14 protein-coding genes and 2 tRNA genes are annotated in these 19,853 nt (G+C 61.4%); 9 read left to right on the top strand and 7 right to left on the bottom strand.

Annotated features, from left to right (window positions below; translation table 11 throughout):
* Positions 1–222: 222 nt before the first annotated feature.
* Positions 223–447 carry a hypothetical protein gene (locus ACIOVD_RS21125; RefSeq protein WP_007898912.1) on the bottom strand — a complete coding sequence of 75 codons (225 nt, stop codon included), beginning with the start codon at positions 445–447 and terminating at the stop codon, positions 223–225.
* 870 nt (positions 448–1,317) lie between these two features.
* On the opposite strand from ACIOVD_RS21125, the gene ACIOVD_RS21130 reads away from it, so the two are divergent.
* On the top strand, positions 1,318–1,641 hold the full coding sequence (locus tag ACIOVD_RS21130; protein WP_095170322.1) for a hypothetical protein: 324 nt from the start codon (positions 1,318–1,320) through the stop codon (positions 1,639–1,641).
* Positions 1,642–1,816: 175 nt separating this feature from the next.
* The gene (gene rmuC / locus ACIOVD_RS21135) at positions 1,817–3,181 is read left to right on the top strand and encodes a DNA recombination protein RmuC (RefSeq protein ID WP_401130066.1); all 1,365 of its coding nucleotides are present in this window, start codon (positions 1,817–1,819) and stop codon (positions 3,179–3,181) included.
* 78 nt (positions 3,182–3,259) lie between these two features.
* On the opposite strand, the gene ACIOVD_RS21140 is transcribed toward rmuC, so the two are convergent.
* Positions 3,260–6,730, bottom strand: coding sequence for a NahK/ErcS family hybrid sensor histidine kinase/response regulator (locus ACIOVD_RS21140; protein WP_401130040.1), 3,471 nt, complete (start codon positions 6,728–6,730; stop codon positions 3,260–3,262).
* A 198-nt stretch (positions 6,731–6,928) separates the two neighbouring features.
* Between ACIOVD_RS21140 and ACIOVD_RS21145 the strand changes: the two genes are divergently transcribed.
* The 3 genes from ACIOVD_RS21145 (at position 6,929) to ACIOVD_RS21155 (ending at position 10,445) form a co-directional block, all read left to right on the top strand.
* On the top strand, positions 6,929–7,240 hold the full coding sequence (locus ACIOVD_RS21145) for a cupin domain-containing protein (protein ID WP_095170319.1): 312 nt from the start codon (positions 6,929–6,931) through the stop codon (positions 7,238–7,240).
* A 106-nt stretch (positions 7,241–7,346) separates the two neighbouring features.
* A complete protein-coding gene (locus ACIOVD_RS21150; RefSeq protein WP_401130042.1) occupies positions 7,347–8,498 on the top strand; it encodes a TDT family transporter in 1,152 nt (383 codons plus the stop codon).
* 72 nt (positions 8,499–8,570) lie between these two features.
* Complete coding sequence (locus ACIOVD_RS21155) at positions 8,571–10,445, top strand: MFS transporter (RefSeq protein ID WP_401130044.1); 1,875 nt, start codon at positions 8,571–8,573, stop codon at positions 10,443–10,445.
* A gap of 54 nt (positions 10,446–10,499) precedes the next feature.
* Here ACIOVD_RS21155 and sugE read toward each other — a convergent pair whose 3' ends face one another.
* From sugE to rdgC, 3 genes are all read right to left on the bottom strand, one after another.
* Complete coding sequence (gene sugE, locus ACIOVD_RS21160) at positions 10,500–10,817, bottom strand: quaternary ammonium compound efflux SMR transporter SugE (RefSeq protein ID WP_027620002.1); 318 nt, start codon at positions 10,815–10,817, stop codon at positions 10,500–10,502.
* 118 nt (positions 10,818–10,935) lie between these two features.
* A complete protein-coding gene (locus ACIOVD_RS21165; protein WP_401130047.1) occupies positions 10,936–11,901 on the bottom strand; it encodes a bile acid:sodium symporter family protein in 966 nt (321 codons plus the stop codon).
* Positions 11,902–12,039: 138 nt separating this feature from the next.
* The gene (gene rdgC, locus ACIOVD_RS21170; protein ID WP_095170314.1) at positions 12,040–12,960 is read right to left on the bottom strand and encodes a recombination-associated protein RdgC; all 921 of its coding nucleotides are present in this window, start codon (positions 12,958–12,960) and stop codon (positions 12,040–12,042) included.
* A gap of 159 nt (positions 12,961–13,119) precedes the next feature.
* On the opposite strand from rdgC, the gene ACIOVD_RS21175 reads away from it, so the two are divergent.
* From ACIOVD_RS21175 to ACIOVD_RS21185, 3 genes are all read left to right on the top strand, one after another.
* Positions 13,120–13,195 (top strand) — tRNA-Val (locus tag ACIOVD_RS21175).
* 19 nt (positions 13,196–13,214) lie between these two features.
* A tRNA-Asp gene (locus ACIOVD_RS21180) sits at positions 13,215–13,291 on the top strand.
* 309 nt (positions 13,292–13,600) lie between these two features.
* Complete coding sequence (locus ACIOVD_RS21185; RefSeq protein WP_401130049.1) at positions 13,601–15,643, top strand: c-type cytochrome; 2,043 nt, start codon at positions 13,601–13,603, stop codon at positions 15,641–15,643.
* Between the two features lie 47 nt (positions 15,644–15,690).
* Here the strand turns inward: ACIOVD_RS21185 and ACIOVD_RS21190 are convergent, their stop codons facing one another.
* Both ACIOVD_RS21190 and ACIOVD_RS21195 read right to left on the bottom strand, forming a co-directional pair.
* Positions 15,691–16,827 carry a catalase family protein gene (locus tag ACIOVD_RS21190; protein WP_401130051.1) on the bottom strand — a complete coding sequence of 379 codons (1,137 nt, stop codon included), beginning with the start codon at positions 16,825–16,827 and terminating at the stop codon, positions 15,691–15,693.
* A gap of 28 nt (positions 16,828–16,855) precedes the next feature.
* Positions 16,856–18,664, bottom strand: coding sequence for a di-heme-cytochrome C peroxidase (locus tag ACIOVD_RS21195; protein WP_401130053.1), 1,809 nt, complete (start codon positions 18,662–18,664; stop codon positions 16,856–16,858).
* Positions 18,665–18,934: 270 nt separating this feature from the next.
* Between ACIOVD_RS21195 and ACIOVD_RS21200 the strand changes: the two genes are divergently transcribed.
* Positions 18,935–19,648 carry an FKBP-type peptidyl-prolyl cis-trans isomerase gene (locus ACIOVD_RS21200; RefSeq protein WP_095170311.1) on the top strand — a complete coding sequence of 238 codons (714 nt, stop codon included), beginning with the start codon at positions 18,935–18,937 and terminating at the stop codon, positions 19,646–19,648.
* Positions 19,649–19,853: the final 205 nt, after the last annotated feature.

Genomic DNA, 19,853 nt, shown 5'->3' on the forward strand with positions numbered 1-19,853 from the left:
GTAGGTCGACTCAGGCTCGCCGGAAGCGGATCATGCCGCTTGAGTTGAAGTGTAGTGTCATATTCTTGCTGTAAAGGACTGTTTTTAAAATATTTCCAGCTCGCAGTTATAACCGTTATATCGGTTGGTGCTTAAGCCAGGGTGGGGCGATGGGAAATATCAGGCAATAAAAAGCCCCGCATTTTCAGCGGGGCTTTTGTGGTGTTCAGCCTTTCTCGCGTCTCAGGCAACCAGTGCCTGGCGAGTACGCTCGATCACGGCCTGCAGCGGCTCGGCGCTGGAGTACTGGTCGGGATACAGGCGTTCGCTGTGACGAGCGATCCCGTGTTCGTTGACCAGCGTGAAGCTGAAGCAGCCTTTGCGAGCGGCCATGATCAGGCAGTTCATTGGGGCAAAAGCGTTGGTTAGGGTGCGAATGGCATCCTGAGTATGGATTTGAGTCGACATAATTATTGGTGTTCCTGCAAATGACACGGAATCTGATCCGTGCAGCGTTAAAACGTTCCAGTAACGTCGATCACCATTGATCGAACGAAGAACCCGACTGGAACAAAGCAGCCAGTTGAAGCGCTATTAAATGTGCGCGCTTGGGCCGGCAGGTAGGTACTTAGGAGGGCAGGCAACACATCAAGGGCAAAGGTTCTGGGCCCGGGGTGAAGATCCTGATCAATTTGCAGGTTGGTTCGGTCAGAGTAAGTGAGCTTCGCAACACCCTTCGCATTCGATTCAAAGGCTGTGTTGTCGCAAGCGTTACCTGGAAACCATCGAGGTGGTCGATCCCGTGATGTCGGTAGAAGCTTCTCTTTAGGGAAGGTATACCGCGGGAGGTGTTCGACCAGAATTGACTTTCAGCTTGGTACTAACGCTGCGGATACTAACGGATTGAAATGCTTAAGGGAAGTGTGTTAGGCAAAAAACATTTGCTTACGTTTGCTGGGTTGTTACCTCTGCTTGGCAAAACGCACGCAAAAAGTGCGGTGATATAACCAGTGCACAGGTACTTGTGCACAATAGCCGGGCAGGGTGTCACCCCGCCGACATTTCCCCACTGGGTACAGTGGGTGCCTGTAGTGAAAATTTAAGTCAATGAAAAACATCGCTTTTTTTTACTGGTGAAAAAATCGTCAGTTTGAGCGGGAGCCCCATTCCACAGGGCTTCTGGCGAGTTCGGGGCGGGTTGTCCACTGAGTTATCCACAGCTTCTGTGGATTGTCCCGAGCGCTTGCTCTAGGACGGGCGTGCTGGGTTTTTTTCGGCTTTACCCGTACGAAAAAAGGAGTAAAGTGGCGCGCCTTCCGATCTGTCCCACAGTGCTTTATGAAGTTTCGCTCAGTATCAACTTCTGTTACCTCCCCACCCTCAGGTGTTACCGCCCCCAAGCGCATGTCAATGCGAGTGGCCGAGTGGCTGCTTGACAGTCCCCGCCTGGGCGATAACCCCAACGTCAAACATTTTGCCGGGCGTTTGCTCAAGGCACCTGCCCGTGAAGGGGTGGTGGCCGCGCAAAGTCGCCTGGGTCAATTGATGTGCCGCGAATGTGGCAATGCCCGCGACCGCCGCATTGGCCAGGACCTGCTGCGCCAGGCTGCACGTGCCGGTGACCGGCGGGCCCTGCGCGAGCTCGGGCAGATCGAAGACTGAGCTGTCCAAGCCTGGGCGGCTTGGTTAACCTTCGGGCTTTAATTCTTCGGCAGGAGTCGTCATGGCTATGGACTTGACCAGTGTGTTGCTCGGTCTGGCGGGCGCTGGGTTGCCGTTGTTGTTTCTGGCGTGGCAACTGCAGCGGCGCTTGAGCCTGGCACAGGCCGACCGGGCGCTGCTGGAAGAGCGCCTGGGTACCGCCCAGTTGGCCCAGGACGGCCTGAGCGCGCAACTGGACGCCTGCCGCGATGAAATCAGCGACCTGGGACAAGCCAACGCCAGCAAGCAAGCCGAACTGGCGGCTGTGCGCCGGGAAGTCGAACTGCTGCAGATAGAGCGCGACAACGCCCGTGACGCGGCCCATGCCTGGAACCTCGAGCGCAACAGCAAAGAGACCGAGCTGCGGCGCCTGGACGCCCAGGCCGCTTCGCTGAATGCCGAATTGCGTGAGCAACAGGACAGCCATCAGCAACGCCTCAACGACCTGCAAGGTTCGCGCGATGAGCTGCGCGCGCAGTTCGCCGAGTTGGCGGGGAAGATCTTCGATGAGCGCGAGCAGCGCTTTGCCGAGACCAGCCAGCAGCGCCTGGGCCAGTTGCTCGACCCGCTGAAGGAGCGCATTCAATCCTTCGAAAAACGCGTCGAGGAAAGTTATCAGGCCGAGGCGCGCGAGCGTTTCTCCCTGGGCAAGGAGCTGGAGCGCCTGCAACAACTGAACCTGCGCCTGAGTGACGAGGCCACCAATCTCACCCGAGCCCTCAAGGGCCAGAAAACCCAGGGCAACTGGGGCGAGTTGATTCTGGAGCGGGTGCTGGAGCATGCGGGCCTGGAGAAGGGTCGCGAGTACCAGACCCAGGTCAATCTCAAGGGCCCGGATGGCGAGCGTTTCCAGCCGGACGTGTTGATCTACCTGCCGGGCGACAGGCAAGTGGTGGTCGACTCCAAGGTCAGCCTCACGGCCTATCAACAGTACGTAGCTGCCGAGGATACGGCGCTGGGCCAGGCGGCTCTCAAGCAGCATGTGCAATCCTTGCGCAACCACGTCAAAGGCTTGTCCGACAAGGATTACAAACGCCTGGAAGGCCTGCACAGCCTCGACTTCGTATTGTTGTTCGTGCCCATCGAAGCAGCCTTTTCGGCTGCGCTGCAGGCGGAGCCGAACCTGTTTCAAGAGGCCTTCGATCGGCACATCGTGATCGTCAGCCCGACCACCCTGCTGGCGACCCTGCGGGTGATCGACAGCCTGTGGAAGCAGGAGCGCCAGAGCCAGAACGCCCGGGAAATCGCCGAGCGTGCGGGTTGGCTGTACGACAAGTTCGTATTGTTCATCCAGGACCTGGATGAAGTCGGCAATCGCCTGCAGCAGTTGGATAAAGCCTACAGCGCAGCCCGTAACAAGCTGACCGAGGGCCGTGGCAACCTGGTCAGCCGCAGCGAGCAGCTCAAGCTGCTCGGCGCACGGGCCAGCAAGAGCCTGCCAGCAGACTTGCTGGAGCGGGCGATGACCGATGTCGATGGCTTGGCTGAATTGCCCGAGTAACGCTAGTCGTCCCCGGCGCTGTCGGTCGCAGCCTCGCGTTGCTCGACAGCTGCTACGGGTTCGTCGCCCGGGTGATGGTCAAAGCGGCAAATGCCGACTCAACAAGGCGCGCAAGGCCGCCGGTTTCACTGGTTTGGCCAGGTAATCCAGCCCCGCGGCATGCACTTGGGCGACCATCTCGGGGCGGCCGTCGGCGCTGATCACCACGCCTGGCACCGGCTCACCCAGGCGGGTGCGCAGCCAGGCCATCAATTGAGTCCCGGTTTCGCCGTCATCGAGGTGGTAGTCCACCAGCGCCAGTTGCGGGCGCATGCCGTCGTTGAGCAGGTTCGCGCATTCCTCGCGGTTACGCGCGGTGTACACCTGGCAGCCCCAGCGCGTGAGCAGGCTATTCATGCCGATCAGGATGCTGTCTTCGTTATCCACGCACAGCACCTGCGCGCCCGTGGGCAGGCGGCCGTTGAGCTCGGCGACTTTGCCGGGCGCGCTGGCCTGGGCGCGGGCCAGCGGCACGCTGACGCTGAACACGCTGCCTTTGCCCGGCCATGAGCGTACTTGCAGTTGATGGCCGAGTACCCGGCACAAGCCGTCGGCAATCGCCAGGCCCAGGCCCAGGCCTTTCTCGGCGCGGGTCTGGTGGCTGTCCAGGCGCTTGAACTCTTCGAAGATCACCTGGCGCTTGTCTTCCGGGATCCCCGGGCCACGGTCCCAGACTTCCAGGCACAGTTGGTCGCCCTTGCGGCGCACCCCCAGCAGCACCGGGCCCTTGGCGTAGCGGAAGGCATTGGTGAGGAAATTCTGCAGCACCCGGCGCAGCAGTTTGCTGTCGCTGTCGACCCGCAGGCGGCTGCCGCGCAAGCGGAATTTCAAGCCTTGCTCGCGGGCCTGGGCCTTGAATTCAGCGCCCAGGGTGTCGAACAGTTCGTTGAGCACGAAGGGTTGGCGATCCGGGTTGATCTTGCCGTTTTCCAGGCGCGAGATGTCCAGCAGATCGCTGATCAGGTCTTCGGCCGAGCGCAGCGAACTGTCCAGGTGATGCACCAGTTGCTGGGTTTCCGGGCTCAGGTCTTCGTCGCGGTGGGACAGGGCGGCGGAGAACAGGCGCGCGGCATTCAAAGGCTGCATCAAGTCATGGCTGACCGCCGCGAGGAAACGGGTCTTCGACTGGTTGGCTGACTCGGCCGTGCCCTTGGCTTCGGTCAGGGCGACGTTCAGTTGCGACAGTTCGTGGGTCCGCTCGGTGACGCGGCGCTCCAGGCCTTCGTTGGCCTCGGTCAGCGCCTGTTCGGCTTCGCGGAATGCGGTGATGTCGGTGAAACTCATGACAAAACCACCGCCCGGCATCGGGTTGCCGATCAACTCGATCACCCGCCCGTTGGGGAACAGTCGCTCGGAGGTGTGGGCGCGACCCTGGCGCATCCAGTGCAGGCGGCGGGCCACGTGCACTTCCGCTTCGCCGGGGCCACACAGGCCGCGCTCGGCATTGTGGCGAATGATGTCGGCAATCGGCCGGCCGACGCTGATCAAGCCGTCAGGATAGTTGAACAGTTCCAGGTAGCGGCGGTTCCAGGCCACCAGCTTGAGCGACTGGTCGACCACGCTGATGCCCTGGGTGATGTTTTCGATCGCGCCTTGCAGCAGTGCGCGGTTGAACTGCAGCACTTCCGAGGCTTCGTCGGCGATGCGTACCACGTCTTCGAGCTGCATTTCCCGGCCTTCAATCGCGGCTTTCACCACGGCGCGGGTCGATGAAGCCCCCAGGACACCGGCGAGCAACCGCTCGGTGTGGGCGATCCATTCACCGTCGGCATTCTGGTTCGGGTTGAAGCCTTTGCCCTGGCGATAGGCGAAGCGGATGAAGCTCTGCCGCGCCCGCTCTTCGCCGACGAAGCGGGCCGCCAGTTGCAGCAGGTCGTCGATCTGCACCGCGAGCAGCGAGCGGCCACTGGGCCGCGCGCTGATCTCCTGGCCGATGAAGCGCCCGGCTTGCCAGTGTTCCGAGACCCGGGTGCGGGACAGCACCGAGACCCAGGCAAACAGGGTGAAGTTACCCGCCAGTGACAGCACCACACCCTGGGTCAGCGGGGTGATCGGCAGGTTCAGCGGGTTGCTGTGCAGCCAGCCGAGACCGGGGAAGGTGCTCAGCGACCAGCCCATGCTGTGGGCGGCAATCGGTAGGATCAGCGTGTAGAACCACAGGAAGGTGCCCGCGGCGAGGCCGGCGAATACGCCGCGGCGGTTGGCCTGTTTCCAGTACAGCGCGCCAAGCATCGCGGGGGCCAGTTGGGTGACCGCGGCAAAGGCGATCTGGCCGATGGTGGCCAGGCTGGCGGTCGAGCCGAGCAGGCGATAGGCGACATAGGCCAGCAGCAGAATCACCACGATGCTCACGCGACGGACCGAGAGCATCCAGTGGCGGAACACTTCGAACGGGCGCTCGGCGTTTTTGCGCCGCAGCAGCCACGGCAGCAGCATGTCGTTGGAAACCATGGTCGACAGCGCGACACTGGCGACGATCACCATGCCGGTGGCGGCCGAGGCACCGCCGATGAATGCCAGCAGCGCCAGGGCCGGATGAGCCTGGGCCAATGGCAGGCTGATGACGAAAGAGTCTGGCAGCACGGAACTGGGCAGCAGCATTTGCCCGGCCAGGGCAATCGGCACCACGAACAGCGCGGCCAGCGCCAGGTAGGCGGGGAATACCCATTTCGCCAGGCGCAGGTCCTGGGGTTCGATGTTCTCCACCACCGTGACGTGAAACTGCCGGGGCAGGCAGATGATCGCCATCATCGCCACACCGGTCTGCACCACCATCGACGGCCAGTTGATGGTTTCCTTCCAGTATTGCTCCAGGCGCGGGGCGAGCATGGCCTGGTCGAACAGGTCGTCGAAACCGTCGTACAGGCCATAGGTGACAAATGCGCCGACGGCAAGAAAGGCGAACAGCTTGACCAGCGATTCAAAGGCAATCGCCAGCACCATGCCCCGGTGGTGCTCGGTGGCGTCCAGGTTGCGGGTGCCGAAGACGATGGTGAACAACGCCAGGATCAACGACACGATCAGCGCAGTGTCCTGGGCGCGGGTGCCCATGGCGTCGGCGCCAGCGCCGATCAGCAGGTTGACCCCCAGGACGATACCTTTGAGCTGCAAGGCAATGTAAGGCAACACGCCGACCAGGCAGATCAGCGCCACCACCACCGCCAGCGACTGGGATTTACCGTAGCGGGCGGCGATGAAGTCGGCAATCGAGGTGATGTTCTCCTGCTTGCTGATCATCACCATCTTTTGCAGGACCCAAGGCGCGAACACCAGCAACAGGATCGGCCCCAGGTAAATCGGCAGGAACGACCAGAGCTGTTCGGCGGCCTGGCCCACCGCACCAAAGAAGGTCCAACTGGTGCAATAGACGGCCAGCGACAGGCTGTACACCCAGGCGCGCATGCGCGGCGGCAGCGGCGTGCTGCGGCGATCGCCATAAAAGGCGATGGCGAACATGATGGCCATATAGGCCAGGGCGACGGCGGCGATCAGCCCGCTGGACAACGACATGGAAACTCCTGGCAAAAGACCCCCGGGACTGCAGTCCGGTCGAACAGTCTCGCACGATGTTCAGGCGGCGTCAGTGTCGACCAAGGTCTCAGCGTGGCGGGGTGTCGCAGGGCGATCTTGAGCGAGTCGAGCCTGAGCAGGGCATTTGCGTTAGCCTTGGCCATCAATCAGTACTGACCCCAAGGATTGCCCCCACCCATGAAGATCATCCGCAGCAAAGCGTTTACCGGCGAGCGTGCCTGGGCGGCGCTGGATATCGCCAACATGAATGGCATCACCACCCGCCTGCACTGGACGGATCAGCCATACAAATGGCACGTCAACGATGGTCAGGAAGTGTTTGTAGTGCTCGATGGACAGGTGCAGATGCGCTACCGCGAGAACGGTGTCGAGCAAGCCGTTGTGCTGGAGGTCGGGGACATTTTCTACGCCGCGGTGGGGACCGAGCACGTGGCGCATCCACAGGGCCCGGCGCGGGTGCTGGTGATCGAATCCGAGGGCAGTGTGTAGAGCGCATATCTGCAAAATAGATAACAGTTAGAGATATTACCCGTTATATAGATATTCGATCTGCTTCTATCATGGGCTCTACCTCATCAGGGGACAGGAGCTCAGCATGCAATGCGCCAATAGCAGCAAAATTCTCAACCGGCCCTTGAGCCAGTTACAGCACCCGCGCGAAGTGATTCGCCAGTTCACGCCCAACTGGTTCGCCGCCACCATGGGCACCGGGGTGCTGGCATTGGCCTTGGCCCAGTTGCCGCTGGCAATCCCCGGACTGCGGGTGTTCGCCGAAGGCCTGTGGCTGTTCAATATTGGTCTGTTTCTGTTGTTCAGCGTGCTGTATGCCGCGCGCTGGGTGTTGTTCTTCGATGAGGCGCGGAGGATTTTCGCCCACTCCACGGTGTCGATGTTTTTCGGCACCATTCCCATGGGCCTGGCCACCATCATTAATGGTTTCCTGGTGTTTGGCGTGCCGCGGTGGGGGCAGGATTTGGTCCCGGTGGCCGAGGTCCTGTGGTGGCTGGACGTCGCCATGTCGCTGGCCTGCGGCGTGCTGATCCCGTACATGATGTTCACGCGGCAGGAGCACAGCATCGACCAGATGACCGCGGTGTGGTTGTTGCCGGTGGTGGCGGCGGAAGTGGCTGCAGCCAGCGGGGGCCTGCTGGCCCCGCACCTGGCGGACGCCCATGGGCAACTGGTGATGCTCTGCACCAGCTACGTGCTGTGGGCGTTCTCGTTGCCAGTGGCGTTCAGCATCCTGACCATCCTGTTGTTGCGTATGGCCTTGCACAAGTTGCCCCACGAGAACATGGCGGCGTCGAGTTGGCTGGCGCTGGGGCCGATTGGCACCGGAGCGCTGGGCATGTTGCTGCTGGGCGGTGACGGACCGGCGATCTTCGCGGCTAATGGCCTGCCGGGAGTCGGTGAAGTGGCGGCGGGGCTGGGGCTGATCGGCGGCATCACCCTGTGGGGTTTTGGCCTGTGGTGGATGCTGATGGCGGTGCTGATTACCCTGCGCTACTTGCGCGACGGCATTCCCTTCAACCTCGGTTGGTGGGGCTTTACCTTCCCCCTGGGCGTTTATTCGCTGGCCACCTTGAAGCTGGCCAGCACCCTGGGCCTGGCCTTCTTCAGCCTGTTCGGTTCGGTGCTGGTGGTGCTGCTGGCGAGCCTGTGGCTGATCGTCGCCAAACGTACGGTGCAGGGAGCATGGCGCGGTGAGCTGTTTGTCTCGCCGTGCATCGCCGGATTGAAGAAATAGTCTTAAGGTTGTGGCCTGGATCGCTGAGCGACATTCCAATAAGAGCATCCAAGCCACTCAGGGACATGGAAGATGAGTCAACCTTCGCAGTTCACCTTGCTTCGCAAGCGGCGCTTCCTACCGTTTTTTCTTACGCAATCGCTCGGGGCGTTCAACGACAACATCTTCAAGCAGTCGTTGATCCTCGCCATTCTGTACAAGCTGGCGATTGAGGGCGACCGCTCGATCTGGGTCAACCTGTGCGCGCTGCTGTTTATCCTGCCGTTCTTTCTGTTTTCGGCGCTGGCCGGACAGTTCGGGGAAAAGTTCGCCAAGGACGCGTTGATCCGTCTGATAAAGCTGGGGGAAATCGCCATTATGGCGGTAGGCGCGGTCGGCTTCATGTTCGATCACCTATGGCTGATGCTGCTGGCGTTGTTTGCCATGGGCACCCACTCGGCGCTGTTCGGCCCGGTGAAGTATTCGATTTTGCCCCAGGCGCTGCGTGAAGAAGAATTGGTTGGCGGTAACGGCCTGGTGGAAATGGGCACCTTCCTCGCGATCCTCGCCGGGACCATCGGTGCCGGGATCATGATGTCCTCCAGTCATTACGCGCCCATTGTCTCCACGGCGATCATCGCCATCGCAGTGCTCGGCTACCTGACCAGTCGTGGCATTCCCCGCGCAGCAGCCTCCACGCCTGAGCTGCGGCTGAACTGGAATATCTTCAGTGAGTCCTGGGCCACCTTGCGCCTGGGCCTGGGGCAGACACCAGCGGTGTCGCGCTCGATTGTCGGCAACTCATGGTTCTGGTTCGTCGGAGCGATTTACCTGACGCAGATCCCGGCATACGCCAAGGAGTGGATGCACGGCGACGAAACCGTGGTGACCCTGATCCTCACGGTGTTTTCGGTGGGGATTGCCCTGGGCTCGATGCTCTGCGAGAAACTCTCCGGGCGTAAAGTCGAGATCGGCCTGGTGCCCTTTGGCTCCTTCGGCCTGACGGTGTTCGGCCTGCTGCTGTGGTGGCACTCGGGCGGTATCCCGGACAGCGTCGAAGGCCATGGCTGGCTCGAAGTGCTCGGCTTTGGCCATACCTGGCTGGTGCTCCTGGACATCCTCGGGCTGGGGGTGTTTGGTGGTTTCTACATCGTGCCGCTGTATGCATTGATCCAGTCGCGCACGGCCGAACACGAGCGGGCGCGGGTGATTGCTGCCAACAACATCCTCAATGCGCTGTTCATGGTGGTGTCGGCGATTGTCACCATTGTCTTGCTGAGCCTGGCCGAGTTGACGATTCCCCAGTTGTTCCTGGTGGTGTCGCTGCTCAATATTGGGGTCAACACCTACATCTTCCGCATTGTCCCCGAGTTCAGCATGCGCTTCATGATCTGGCTACTCAGCCACTCCATGTACCGCGTCCAGCACCGGAACCTGGAGCTGATTCCCGATGAGGGTGCGGCGCTTTTGGTGTGCAATCACGTGTCGTTTGTCGACGCCTTGCTGATTGGCGGCGCGGTGCGCCGGCCGATACGCTTCGTGATGTACTACAAGATCTACAACCTGCCGGTATTGAACTTCATCTTCCGCACTGCCGGGACGATTCCCATCGCCGGGCGCCAGGAAGACATCCAGATCTACGAAAGGGCTTTCAGCCGCATCGCCCAGTATCTGAAGGATGGCGAGCTGGTGTGCATCTTCCCGGAAGGCAAGCTGACCGCTGACGGTGAGATCGATGAGTTCAAGGGCGGGCTGACGCGGATTCTCGAACAGACTCCGGTGCCGGTGATTCCCTTGGCCCTGCAAGGGTTGTGGGGCAGCTTTTTCAGCCGCGATCCAAACAAGGGTTTTTTCCATCGGCTATGGTCGCGGGTGACCCTGGTGGCAGGCCCGCCGGTAGCCGCCGAGGCGGCAGCGCCGGCGCAGTTGCAGGCACGGGTCAGCGAGTTGCGGGGGACGGTGCGCTAGAAATGCGCAGATAAAAAAACGCCCGCGTAATGCGGGCGTTTTTTATCCAGTTGATCAGGCCGCGCTGATTTTCAGCCCGACCAGTCCGGCAATGATCAGCGCAACGCTGGCCAGGCGGAACAGCGCCATGGACTCACCAAACAGGATGATCCCGGCGATGACCGTGCCCACTGCGCCAACGCCAGTCCAGATCGCGTAGGCGGTGCCCAGCGGCAACTCCTTCATCGCCAGCCCGAGCAAGCCGAGACTGATGGCCATGGCGACGATTGTCAGGGCGGTGGGCAGGGGGCGGCTGAAGCCGTCGGTGTATTTCAGGCCAACGGCCCAGCCGACTTCAAACAGACCGGCGAAAAACAGAATGATCCAGGACATGCAAACCTCCATCGATTGACGGGGCCGTCCCCAGATTAATGACTCGATCGAGCCGCGAGGTCGTCCTCGCGTTGCGCAGTATAGTGCCCATCATTAGTCCGGGGATCAAGCTCCCGCGTCACTCAGCCGCTTGTTGTGCCGCCAGTTCCCGGTCCTGTTTCTCACTCATGCGCCGGAAGTAGGTCGAGAGCAGGGCGCCTGAAATATTGTGCCAGACGCTAAACAGGGCGCTGGGTACCGCCGCCAGGGGCGAGAAGTGTGCGCTGGCCAGTGCCGCCCCGAGCCCCGAGTTCTGCATGCCGACTTCCAGGGCGAGGGTTTTACGTTGCGCCAGCGGCAATTTGAACAGGTGGCCGGTGAGGTAGCCCAGCAAATAACCGAAGCTGTTATGCAGCATCACGACCGCCATGATCAGCAGGCCGGATTCGGCAATTTTCGCCTGGCTGGCGGCGACCACTGCGGCCACGATGATGACGATGCTCACCACCGAAATCAGGGGCAAGACCTCGACCGCATAACGCGCCCGTGCACCCAGCACGCGCTGTGCGATCACGCCAAGAACGATAGGCAGCAGGACGATTTGCAGGATCGACCAGAACAACTCCATGAACGAGACAGGCAGCCAGGCCGAAGCCAGCAACCAGATCAGCGTCGGGGTCAGCAGTGGGGCAAGCAGTGTGGTGATGGCGGAGATGGCTACCGCGAGTGCGAGGTCGCCCCGGGCCAACCAGGTCATGACGTTGGAGGAGGTGCCACTTGGGCAGCAACCCACCAGGATTACCCCGACGGCGATTTCCGGCGGCAGGCTGAATACCTGGCAGAGCAACCAGGCCATTCCCGGCATGATCACGAACTGTGCGACCACACCCAACGCCACGCGCCACGGATGACGTGCGACTTCGGCGAAGTCTTCGAGTTTGAGGGTCAGGCCCATGCCGAACATCACCAGCCCCAGCAGCGGCACGATGAAGCTTTTCAGGTCGATGAACCAAGACGGTTGCAGGAATGCCGCGACCGCAAAAATCAGTACCCAGTAAGCAAAGGTGTTGCCGACAAAACGACTCAGTGCTGCCAATGCGCGCATGACCTGTTCCTTATTATTGGTTACACCATACAAACACTTGTAGGAGCGAGCTTGCTCGCGATGGTGTATCAGACATCACTCATTTACCTGACACACCATCGCGAGCAAGCTCGCTCCTACAAGAGAGATCGCCAGGCGTTAGATGCCTTGCGGAATCTCTTCGCCGCCCAGCGCTTCCACCAGTGCCGGGAGGAATTCGCCGAAGGTCAGCATCATCAGGGTGAAGCTGGCATCCAGTTGGCCCAGGGCTTCGTCGCCGCCGTCCTGTTCCGCCTGGTCTTGCAGCAGGTCTTCGAACTTCAGGCGCTTGACCACCATCTTGTCGTCGAGGACAAACGACAGTTTGTCTTGCCAGGCCAGGGACAGCTGGGTCACCACTTTACCGGTGCTCAGGTGCAGCTGGATTTCTTCGCTGGTCAGGTCCTGGCGTTTGCAGCGCACGATGCCGCCGTCTTCGTGGGTGTCGCGCAGTTCGCACTCGTCCAGCACAAAGAAGTCGTCCGCGGCTTTCTGGGTAGTGACCCATTCGGTCATGGTTGCGGTCGGCGACATTTTCACTGTCAGCGGACGCACCGGCAGGGTGCCGATCACTTCACGCAGGGTCGACAGCAGGTCTTCGGCACGTTTCGGGCTGGCCGAGTTGACGAGGATCAGTCCCTGCTTCGGCGCGATGGCAGCGAAGGTCGACGAGCGGCGGATAAAGGCGCGCGGCAGGAACGCCTGGATGATTTCATCCTTGAGCTGGTCGCGTTCCTTCTTATAGACCTTGCGCATTTGCTCGGCTTCGATCTCTTCGACCTTTTCCTTGAGCGCGTCACGCACGACGCTGCCTGGCAGGATGCGCTCTTCCTTGCGTGCGCTGATCAGCAGGAAGTCACCGCTGACATGCACCAATGGTGCATCTTCGCCTTTGCCGAACGGCGCGACGAAACCGTAGGTGGTCAACTCCTGGCTTGCACATGGACGCGCCAGCTTGGTGGCCAGTGCAGTTTCCAACGCCTCGGCATCAACAGGCAGATCTTGGGTCAGGCGATAGATAAGCAGGTTTTTGAACCACATGGGGTGAGTCTCTCCTTTATACAAAGGGGGGCATTATTCTCCGCGCAGCTCAATAGGCCAACCCTTCGCTAAGCCTTTGGAAGGCCTGAAAAAATTATTTAAAAAAGTGCTTGCCAGAGGTGGGGTCGCTCCGTAGAATGCGCGCCACACCGAAGCGAAGGGTGATTAGCTCAGCTGGGAGAGCGTCTGCCTTACAAGCAGAATGTCGGCGGTTCGATCCCGTCATCACCCACCATTTACTTTCAACGCTTAGCGCAGCGGTAGTTCAGTCGGTTAGAATACCGGCCTGTCACGCCGGGGGTCGCGGGTTCGAGTCCCGTCCGCTGCGCCATATTCGGTAACCTGGACCACTGAACGCCAGGTCACCACAGAAAGCCCGCCTAGTGCGGGCCTTTTGCTGTCTGGGATTTGGCAAACTTCCCTTCGCCCCTCCTCGCAACACCTTGGCCGTCCGCGCCAAACCTCTTTGTCGCCAGCCATTCGGACTGCGCCTGATACATGTCAACGACCACACCGGCCAATTCCTATAGAAAGTACCTGGGACCTGCACATCGCGGTTGCCGTTTGCTGAACCTATAAAAACGAAGTGGTGCCTGGCCAACGGGAAAACCCGACGCAGGCGCCATAAGGGGTGTTTTCAATGGATCTGAATTTGCCGCGACTGGCCGTGTTGGTTTCGTCGTTATTGTTTGTGCACCACCTCAACGCCAGTGAGCCGCCGTCGGCAGCGGCCACCGAGGCTGACCCGTTGATCGCCCAAGGCAAGTACGTGGCCCAGCTCGGCGACTGTATTGCCTGCCACACCGCCAAGGACGGTGCGGTGATGGCCGGCGGCCTGGAACTGACAACGCCTATGGGCACCCTGTATTCCAGCAACATCACCCCCGATCCAGAAACGGGCATTGGCCGCTACACCTTCGAACAGTTTGACCGTGCCATGCGCCAGGGCGTGACGCCAGCGGGCGACAACCTGTACCCGGCGATGCCGTACCCGTCCTACGCCAAGATGAGCGAAACAGATATGCGGGCCTTGTATGCCTACCTGCTGCAGGGGGTCAGCCCGGTCAAGCAGGCCAATCTGCAGGCAGACATGAGCTGGCCGTTCAACCAGCGCTGGGGGCTGTGGTTCTGGAACAAGGTGTTCGTCGATGACGCTCCCTTCGCTGCGGACCCGGCCAAGGACCCACAGGTGAACCGTGGCGCCTACCTGGTGCAGGGCTTGGGTCACTGCGGCGCTTGCCATACCCCACGGGGTATCGCCTTCCAGGAAAAGGCCATGAGTGATGCCGGTGCCAGTGGCAAGCATTACCTGGCCGGGGAGACCGTCGAGCATTGGCGCGCACTCAGCTTGCGCAACCTGTGGACGGTGGAAGACACCGTGCAGTTGCTCAAGACCGGGCAGAACCGATTTGCCACGGTGTCCGGCAACATGGCGGAGGTGATCCATCACAGCACCCAGCATTTTACCGATGATGACCTGAACGCCATCGCGACCTACCTCAAGTCGCTGCCAGCCGGCCCGGATGACCTGCCGCCACCGTCCTTGCCACTGGCCCCGGCGGCGCCTCCGGCGACGCTGTTCAGCAGCCGTGGTGGCCTGGGCTACACGCAGTTCTGTGCCGACTGCCACCGTGCGGATGGCGGTGGTGTACCGGCGATGTTCCCGCCGCTGGCGGGCAACCCGAGCGTGGCCTCGGCCGATCCGACTTCGTTGCTGCATATCACCCTGACGGGCTGGAAAACCGCCGAGACCCAGACCCACCCACGGGTCTACACCATGCCCGGATTCGCCCGGCTGGCCGATGACGAGATCGCCGAAATCCTCAGCTTCGTGCGCACCAGTTGGGGCAATAGCGGCTCAGTGATCAGCGCTGCCCAGGTCAAGCAGCTGCGTGGCCAGCTCAAGCCGGTGGACGGGCCTGTCACCTTCGAAACCCCACGCCTGGCCGATATGCTAGTGGCGCCCAATGCGCCACAGGTAGTGCGGGGCATGCGCCTGCACCTGCAGACCAAGGCCCTGTTGCCGGACAACGTCGGTAACGCCTTGAACTGCACCAGTTGCCACCTGAATACGGGCACTGTTGCCGATGGTTCGCCGTTTGTCGGGGTCTCGGCGTTCTTCCCGGGCTATGCACCGCGTGTGGGACGGGAAATCACCCTGGCCGAGCGCATCAATGGTTGCTTCCGCCGTTCGATGGACGGCAAGCCGCTGCCCGTCGAGTCGGCGGACATGCAGGCGATGATTGCCTACTTCGACTGGATGAAGCGCAACACCCAGCCCGGGGATAAAGTGGCCGGGCGCGGCGTCGGCAAGATCGATCCGGCGATCAAGCCTGACCGCGCCAACGGTGAGCGGGTCTACGCCAAGCAATGCGCGGTATGCCATGGCACTGAGGGCGAAGGCTTGAAGAGCGCCAAGGGCGAGTGGGTATTCCCGCCGCTGTGGGGCGAGGAGTCGTTCAACATTGGCGCCGGCATGGCGCGCACCTATACCGCGGCGGCGTTCGTCAAACGCAACATGCCGATCGGCTTTCACGAGCAGTTCCCATTGGGGCAGGGCGGGCTGTCCGATCAGGAAGCGGTAGACGTCGCCGAGTACTTCTCCCATCAACCGCGGCCGGACTTCCCGGACAAGCACAAGGACTGGCCAAAAGGTGGCAAACCACAGGATGCCCGGTACTGAGCCTTGATCGCCGCACGCCCGTCGCCTGACGGGCGTGCGGCCTGGCCTTACTGTTCGGCGTTGCGCGCGTGCCGGTAGTCGCTGACCGCTTCATACACGGCTTTGCGCAATCGATTGATCCCACCGATGGGGCGATGCGCCTCCAGCCCGAACCAGGGATTGAACGACTGATTGTCACATTGCAGGTTCAGCGCCGGGGTGTCGAAGTCCTGGGCGGGAATCCGGATGCGCGCCACGGTTTCGAACGGTGCGTCGCTTTCCTGCCATTCAATGCTGGTGTCTTCGATCGGCATGTATGCGCCCAGATCCTGACGTTGGATCTGCAGGACAAAGCAGGCCGCGACCCGGTCCGTCGACAGCTGCTGGTTCAACGCACTGCGCAGGAAGTTCGGCAAGGCCTGGTTCTGCGCCGGCAGGGTGTAGCTCGGGCAACTGCCTGGGTCTGGAGCCACGCGAAATTTTGCGTTGGCGTTGCCAAACTTGTAGGGCGAGACGGAAAAATAGGTGCTCTGGGTGGGGCTCGTCGGTGCCGGCGCCAGCGTCGCCAAGGCGATGAACAGATGGCGCACCTGCCAGCTGCGCGGGTCCCAGCCGGGAAAGAATGCGAGGACCTTTTTGCCGTCGGCCTGGGCCGCGACGTTCTGCCGGTACTCGGCAACGTCACTGACGAAAAAGTTCGGGTGGTTGAACATGACAAAGTCCTGTTCGCCACGGCCTTGACGGTCCTTGAGTAACTGCGTGCCGGGTACGTCGAGTAATTTCAGGGCCATGCCCCGGGCATCGCGCATGCTGTCGAACTGCGGGTAGGCATTGCCGTTGGATAGACGCAGGGTCGCTTGCCAGGTCTTGCCGGCTTCGCTGAATACGCCCTGGCGCAGTTCCGGGGCCAGGTCGGTCAATACCTGGACCTCGGCCTGCAAGCAGCCGTGCGCCTTGGCGTGGGCGTCACGCAGGTAACGGGTGTTGTCGCGGTGCTGGTCGACGATGCGCACGGCAGTCTGGATCACCTCCTGGGTCATCGCGGCTTCGCCGGCCGGTATCTGCTCCTGGGCGGACACCGGCCCGCTGTGCTGCCAGGCCCACCAGGCGCTGGCCAGGGCCCAGCCGAGCAGGCCGAGTCCGAGTAACCACAGCAGGCATTTACCCAACAACGCCGCGAGGCGCAGCCATAGGCTCATCAACATGTAAAACTCCTTCCTGACTGTCTGCGGCTCATGGCAATTGCGCCTCCAATGGGCCGCCCAGCACCTTCAGGTACTCCAGCAGTGCCCAGCGTTCTTGAGGTAGCAACAGGCGCCCGATGACCCCGTTACCCCGTTCGCCGGCGCGAAACTCGTGGCCGCTGTTGTGGTTGCCGGTAACGCGCGTATCGAACACAAACCCGTTGTCGAAGGCTTCGGTGCGATAACCCAGGTGTTTGGGGTCGTACTCGAAGGTGCCTTTATAGAAGGTGCTCGCGCGTTCACTTTGCGGTGACAGCAGTTGGTAGAGGCTCGGCACCGAACCGTTATGCAGGAAGGGCGCAGTGGCCCAGACACCGGCCAGCGGCCGGGCCTTGTAGGCCACGCGCTCGCGTACGCCGATCGGCAGGGCAAAACCATCCATGTCCGGCCGCTCCTCAGGGGTGACGTTGGCCTCGCGGTAGGCGCGGTTCTCGACGAAGGCGGTGACGTAGGCCAGGCCCTTGGCGACTGACAACTGGCTCAGGTCCAGGGGCTCGGTGGGCGTGGGTTGCAGCTTGACGTCGAGGTCGGCCAATTCCGCCGGGTCCCATTGCAGTGGGGTGACGTCGAAGCGGTGCTGCGCGATGTTGTTGGCGCTGGCGGGGTCCGTGCCGATCACTGCCACCGGCAGCATTTTCAACTGCTGCTCGGGGCGCCCGTTGGCCTGGATCACCTTGGGCACGTGGCAACCGGCGCAGTTCTCGGCAAACAGCGCGCGGCCCTGGGCAGCCAGGGGCTTGTCGACGGTGCCCAGCAGCGCTTCGGGCCAGGCGGGCGGCTTGAGGCGCTTGAGGGTTTCTTCGATCAGGTGCAGGTCACGTACGCGCACGCTGGAGGGGTAGCGCGCATCGCCCTTGAGCGGTTGACCGTTGGCGTCGAAGAAACTCAGGGTGGCGCCCACCCCCAGGGCTTCACCGACGTTGCGCGCCATGGGCTGCTGCGCCGAGCCGTTCCACTGTACCCAGTCGAAGGTCCAGATATCCCACAGTTGTGGGTAGTCCACTGGGGCGTTGGCGACCCGATAATTGTCCGGGGAAATGGCGTCGCCAAAGGTGGCATTGGCGATACGGCCGAAGGCGTCGGTGCGCCCGGGGCCTTCCTCGGTGGGATAGAGACCGCGATGGGTGTCGTTCCAGGCCACGCGCAGGAAGGTGTCCAGCGAAGCCTTGAAGTCCTTGCGCAGTTGTCCGTGCCCGGCGTCGTAATCCTGTCCCAGCACATTGCGGGCGAAACGTTCGAATTTCCACGGGTTGTAATAGGTCGAGGCAAGGCTGGCCACCAGTGCCTGGCCGAAGCTGCCGCCGCGTAACGTGGGGACGCTGGAGGGCAGCACGTGCTGCGCCGTACCGCCATCGATGCGCAGGGCCTGGCCCTGGTAGCGCAACTCGCCGGTGTGGCAGGCGGCGCAGGTAATATCCAGATACTCTTCTTTGCTGCCAGGATTCTGGTGCCTGGCGAAGCCCACCGGCAGGTTGCCCGGATTACTGGAGGTGGCCGTTTGCGTCGGGTCCACCAAAAAGCCGAAGCGCGCCAGGTACTGCGGCGCGGCAAAGCGTTGCTCGGAAAACGGCAGCTCAAGGGCCTTGAACCAGTCGTACCGCAAGCCCTTTACCTGGGTGCCCTGGGGGGTGAAGTAATAGGTCTGGCGATCGGCCGCGCTCCACTGGTCGAGGTAGTTCACCTGGGTCACAGGCGTATAAACCGGCAGTTTGGGGTTGGCCACGTAATACAGCACAACGGCCAGCGCGACCCCCAACAGGGTCAGAATCAGCAGTAAAAAACGGAGCAGCAGGCGCACGATAAACATCCTTGTAGATTGATCGGGGTGTTATGCCTGAGCTGAAGTTTGGCAGCAAGAGGCCATTACGCCATAGGCTGTGGGAACAGGCTGCGTCTGCCCTCGGCTGAAGCTGACAGAAACTTCACCCTATTCCTGGGTAAAACGCGTTAAAAGACCTGAACTTATCGGAGCTTTCCTGCTCTCATGCCGGTAGCCATTGGTCGTGGCGGCCTGATAAGCTCGCGGCTTTATTCGATTGCCCTTTAGGCGCATGAACAAGGAAATAGCATGAAACAGCATCGGTTGGCGGCGGCGGTGGCCCTGGTTAGCCTGGTACTTGCGGGTTGTGACTCGCAGACCAGCGTAGAGCTGAAAACCCCGGCGCAAAAAGCTTCCTACGGTATCGGCCTGAACATGGGCAAGAGCCTGGCTCAGGAAGGCATGGATGACCTGGACTCCAAAGCCGTAGCCCAAGGCATCGAAGATGCTGTCGGCAAGAAAGAACAGAAGCTCAAGGATGAAGAGTTGGTCGAAGCCTTCGCTGCGCTGCAAAAGCGCGCTGAAGAGCGTATGGCCAAGATGAGCGAAGAGTCGGCCGCAGCCGGCAAGAAATTCCTCGAAGACAACGCCAAGAAAGCCGGTGTGACCACCACGGCTTCCGGCCTGCAGTACGAAGTCGTGAAGAAGGCCGACGGCGCTCAGCCTAAGCCTACCGACGTAGTGACTGTGCACTACACTGGCACCCTGACCAACGGCACTGTGTTTGACAGCTCGGTCGAGCGTGGCAGCCCAATCGATCTGCCGGTCAGCGGCGTGATCCCGGGTTGGGTCGAAGGCCTGCAACTGATGCACGTAGGCGAGAAGTACAAGCTGTACATTCCTAGCGAACTGGCCTACGGCGCACAAAGCCCTAGCCCGGCAATCCCGGCCAACTCGGTGCTGGTGTTCGACCTGGAACTGCTGGCGATCAAAGATCCAGCCAAGCAAGACGACGCCAAGTAAGCTGCGTCGGATTGAAAAACAACGCCCCGTTTATCCGGGGCGTTGTTGTATCTGGCGGTCGGTGGGGGAAAATCCAGTAGAACCGACACCGGTTGTAGCAGTCATAGCATTGAAGGCGCCGCCGTTAGCCGCACCAGGCCGCCAAGTCAATGAAATGTTGGGGTTTTTTTATGTGAGTAAAAAACGCCCGATCTGACTCGAGCCC

Source organism: Pseudomonas sp. NPDC087626, from assembly GCF_044743405.1.
Classification (GTDB): domain Bacteria; phylum Pseudomonadota; class Gammaproteobacteria; order Pseudomonadales; family Pseudomonadaceae; genus Aquipseudomonas.

Excerpts from the sequence above, each read along its gene's own strand:
- ACIOVD_RS21125 (WP_007898912.1), bottom strand. The coding sequence starts at position 447 with ATGTCGACTCAAATCCATACTCAGGATGCCATTCGCACCCTAACCAAC.
- ACIOVD_RS21130 (WP_095170322.1), top strand. The coding sequence starts at position 1,318 with ATGAAGTTTCGCTCAGTATCAACTTCTGTTACCTCCCCACCCTCAGGT.
- ACIOVD_RS21140 (WP_401130040.1), bottom strand. The coding sequence starts at position 6,730 with ATGTCGTTGTCCAGCGGGCTGATCGCCGCCGTCGCCCTGGCCTATATG.
- ACIOVD_RS21145 (WP_095170319.1), top strand. The coding sequence starts at position 6,929 with ATGAAGATCATCCGCAGCAAAGCGTTTACCGGCGAGCGTGCCTGGGCG.
- ACIOVD_RS21150 (WP_401130042.1), top strand. The coding sequence starts at position 7,347 with ATGCAATGCGCCAATAGCAGCAAAATTCTCAACCGGCCCTTGAGCCAG.
- ACIOVD_RS21155 (WP_401130044.1), top strand. The coding sequence starts at position 8,571 with ATGAGTCAACCTTCGCAGTTCACCTTGCTTCGCAAGCGGCGCTTCCTA.
- sugE (WP_027620002.1), bottom strand. The coding sequence starts at position 10,817 with ATGTCCTGGATCATTCTGTTTTTCGCCGGTCTGTTTGAAGTCGGCTGG.
- ACIOVD_RS21165 (WP_401130047.1), bottom strand. The coding sequence starts at position 11,901 with ATGCGCGCATTGGCAGCACTGAGTCGTTTTGTCGGCAACACCTTTGCT.
- rdgC (WP_095170314.1), bottom strand. The coding sequence starts at position 12,960 with ATGTGGTTCAAAAACCTGCTTATCTATCGCCTGACCCAAGATCTGCCT.
- ACIOVD_RS21185 (WP_401130049.1), top strand. The coding sequence starts at position 13,601 with ATGGATCTGAATTTGCCGCGACTGGCCGTGTTGGTTTCGTCGTTATTG.
- ACIOVD_RS21190 (WP_401130051.1), bottom strand. The coding sequence starts at position 16,827 with ATGTTGATGAGCCTATGGCTGCGCCTCGCGGCGTTGTTGGGTAAATGC.
- ACIOVD_RS21200 (WP_095170311.1), top strand. The coding sequence starts at position 18,935 with ATGAAACAGCATCGGTTGGCGGCGGCGGTGGCCCTGGTTAGCCTGGTA.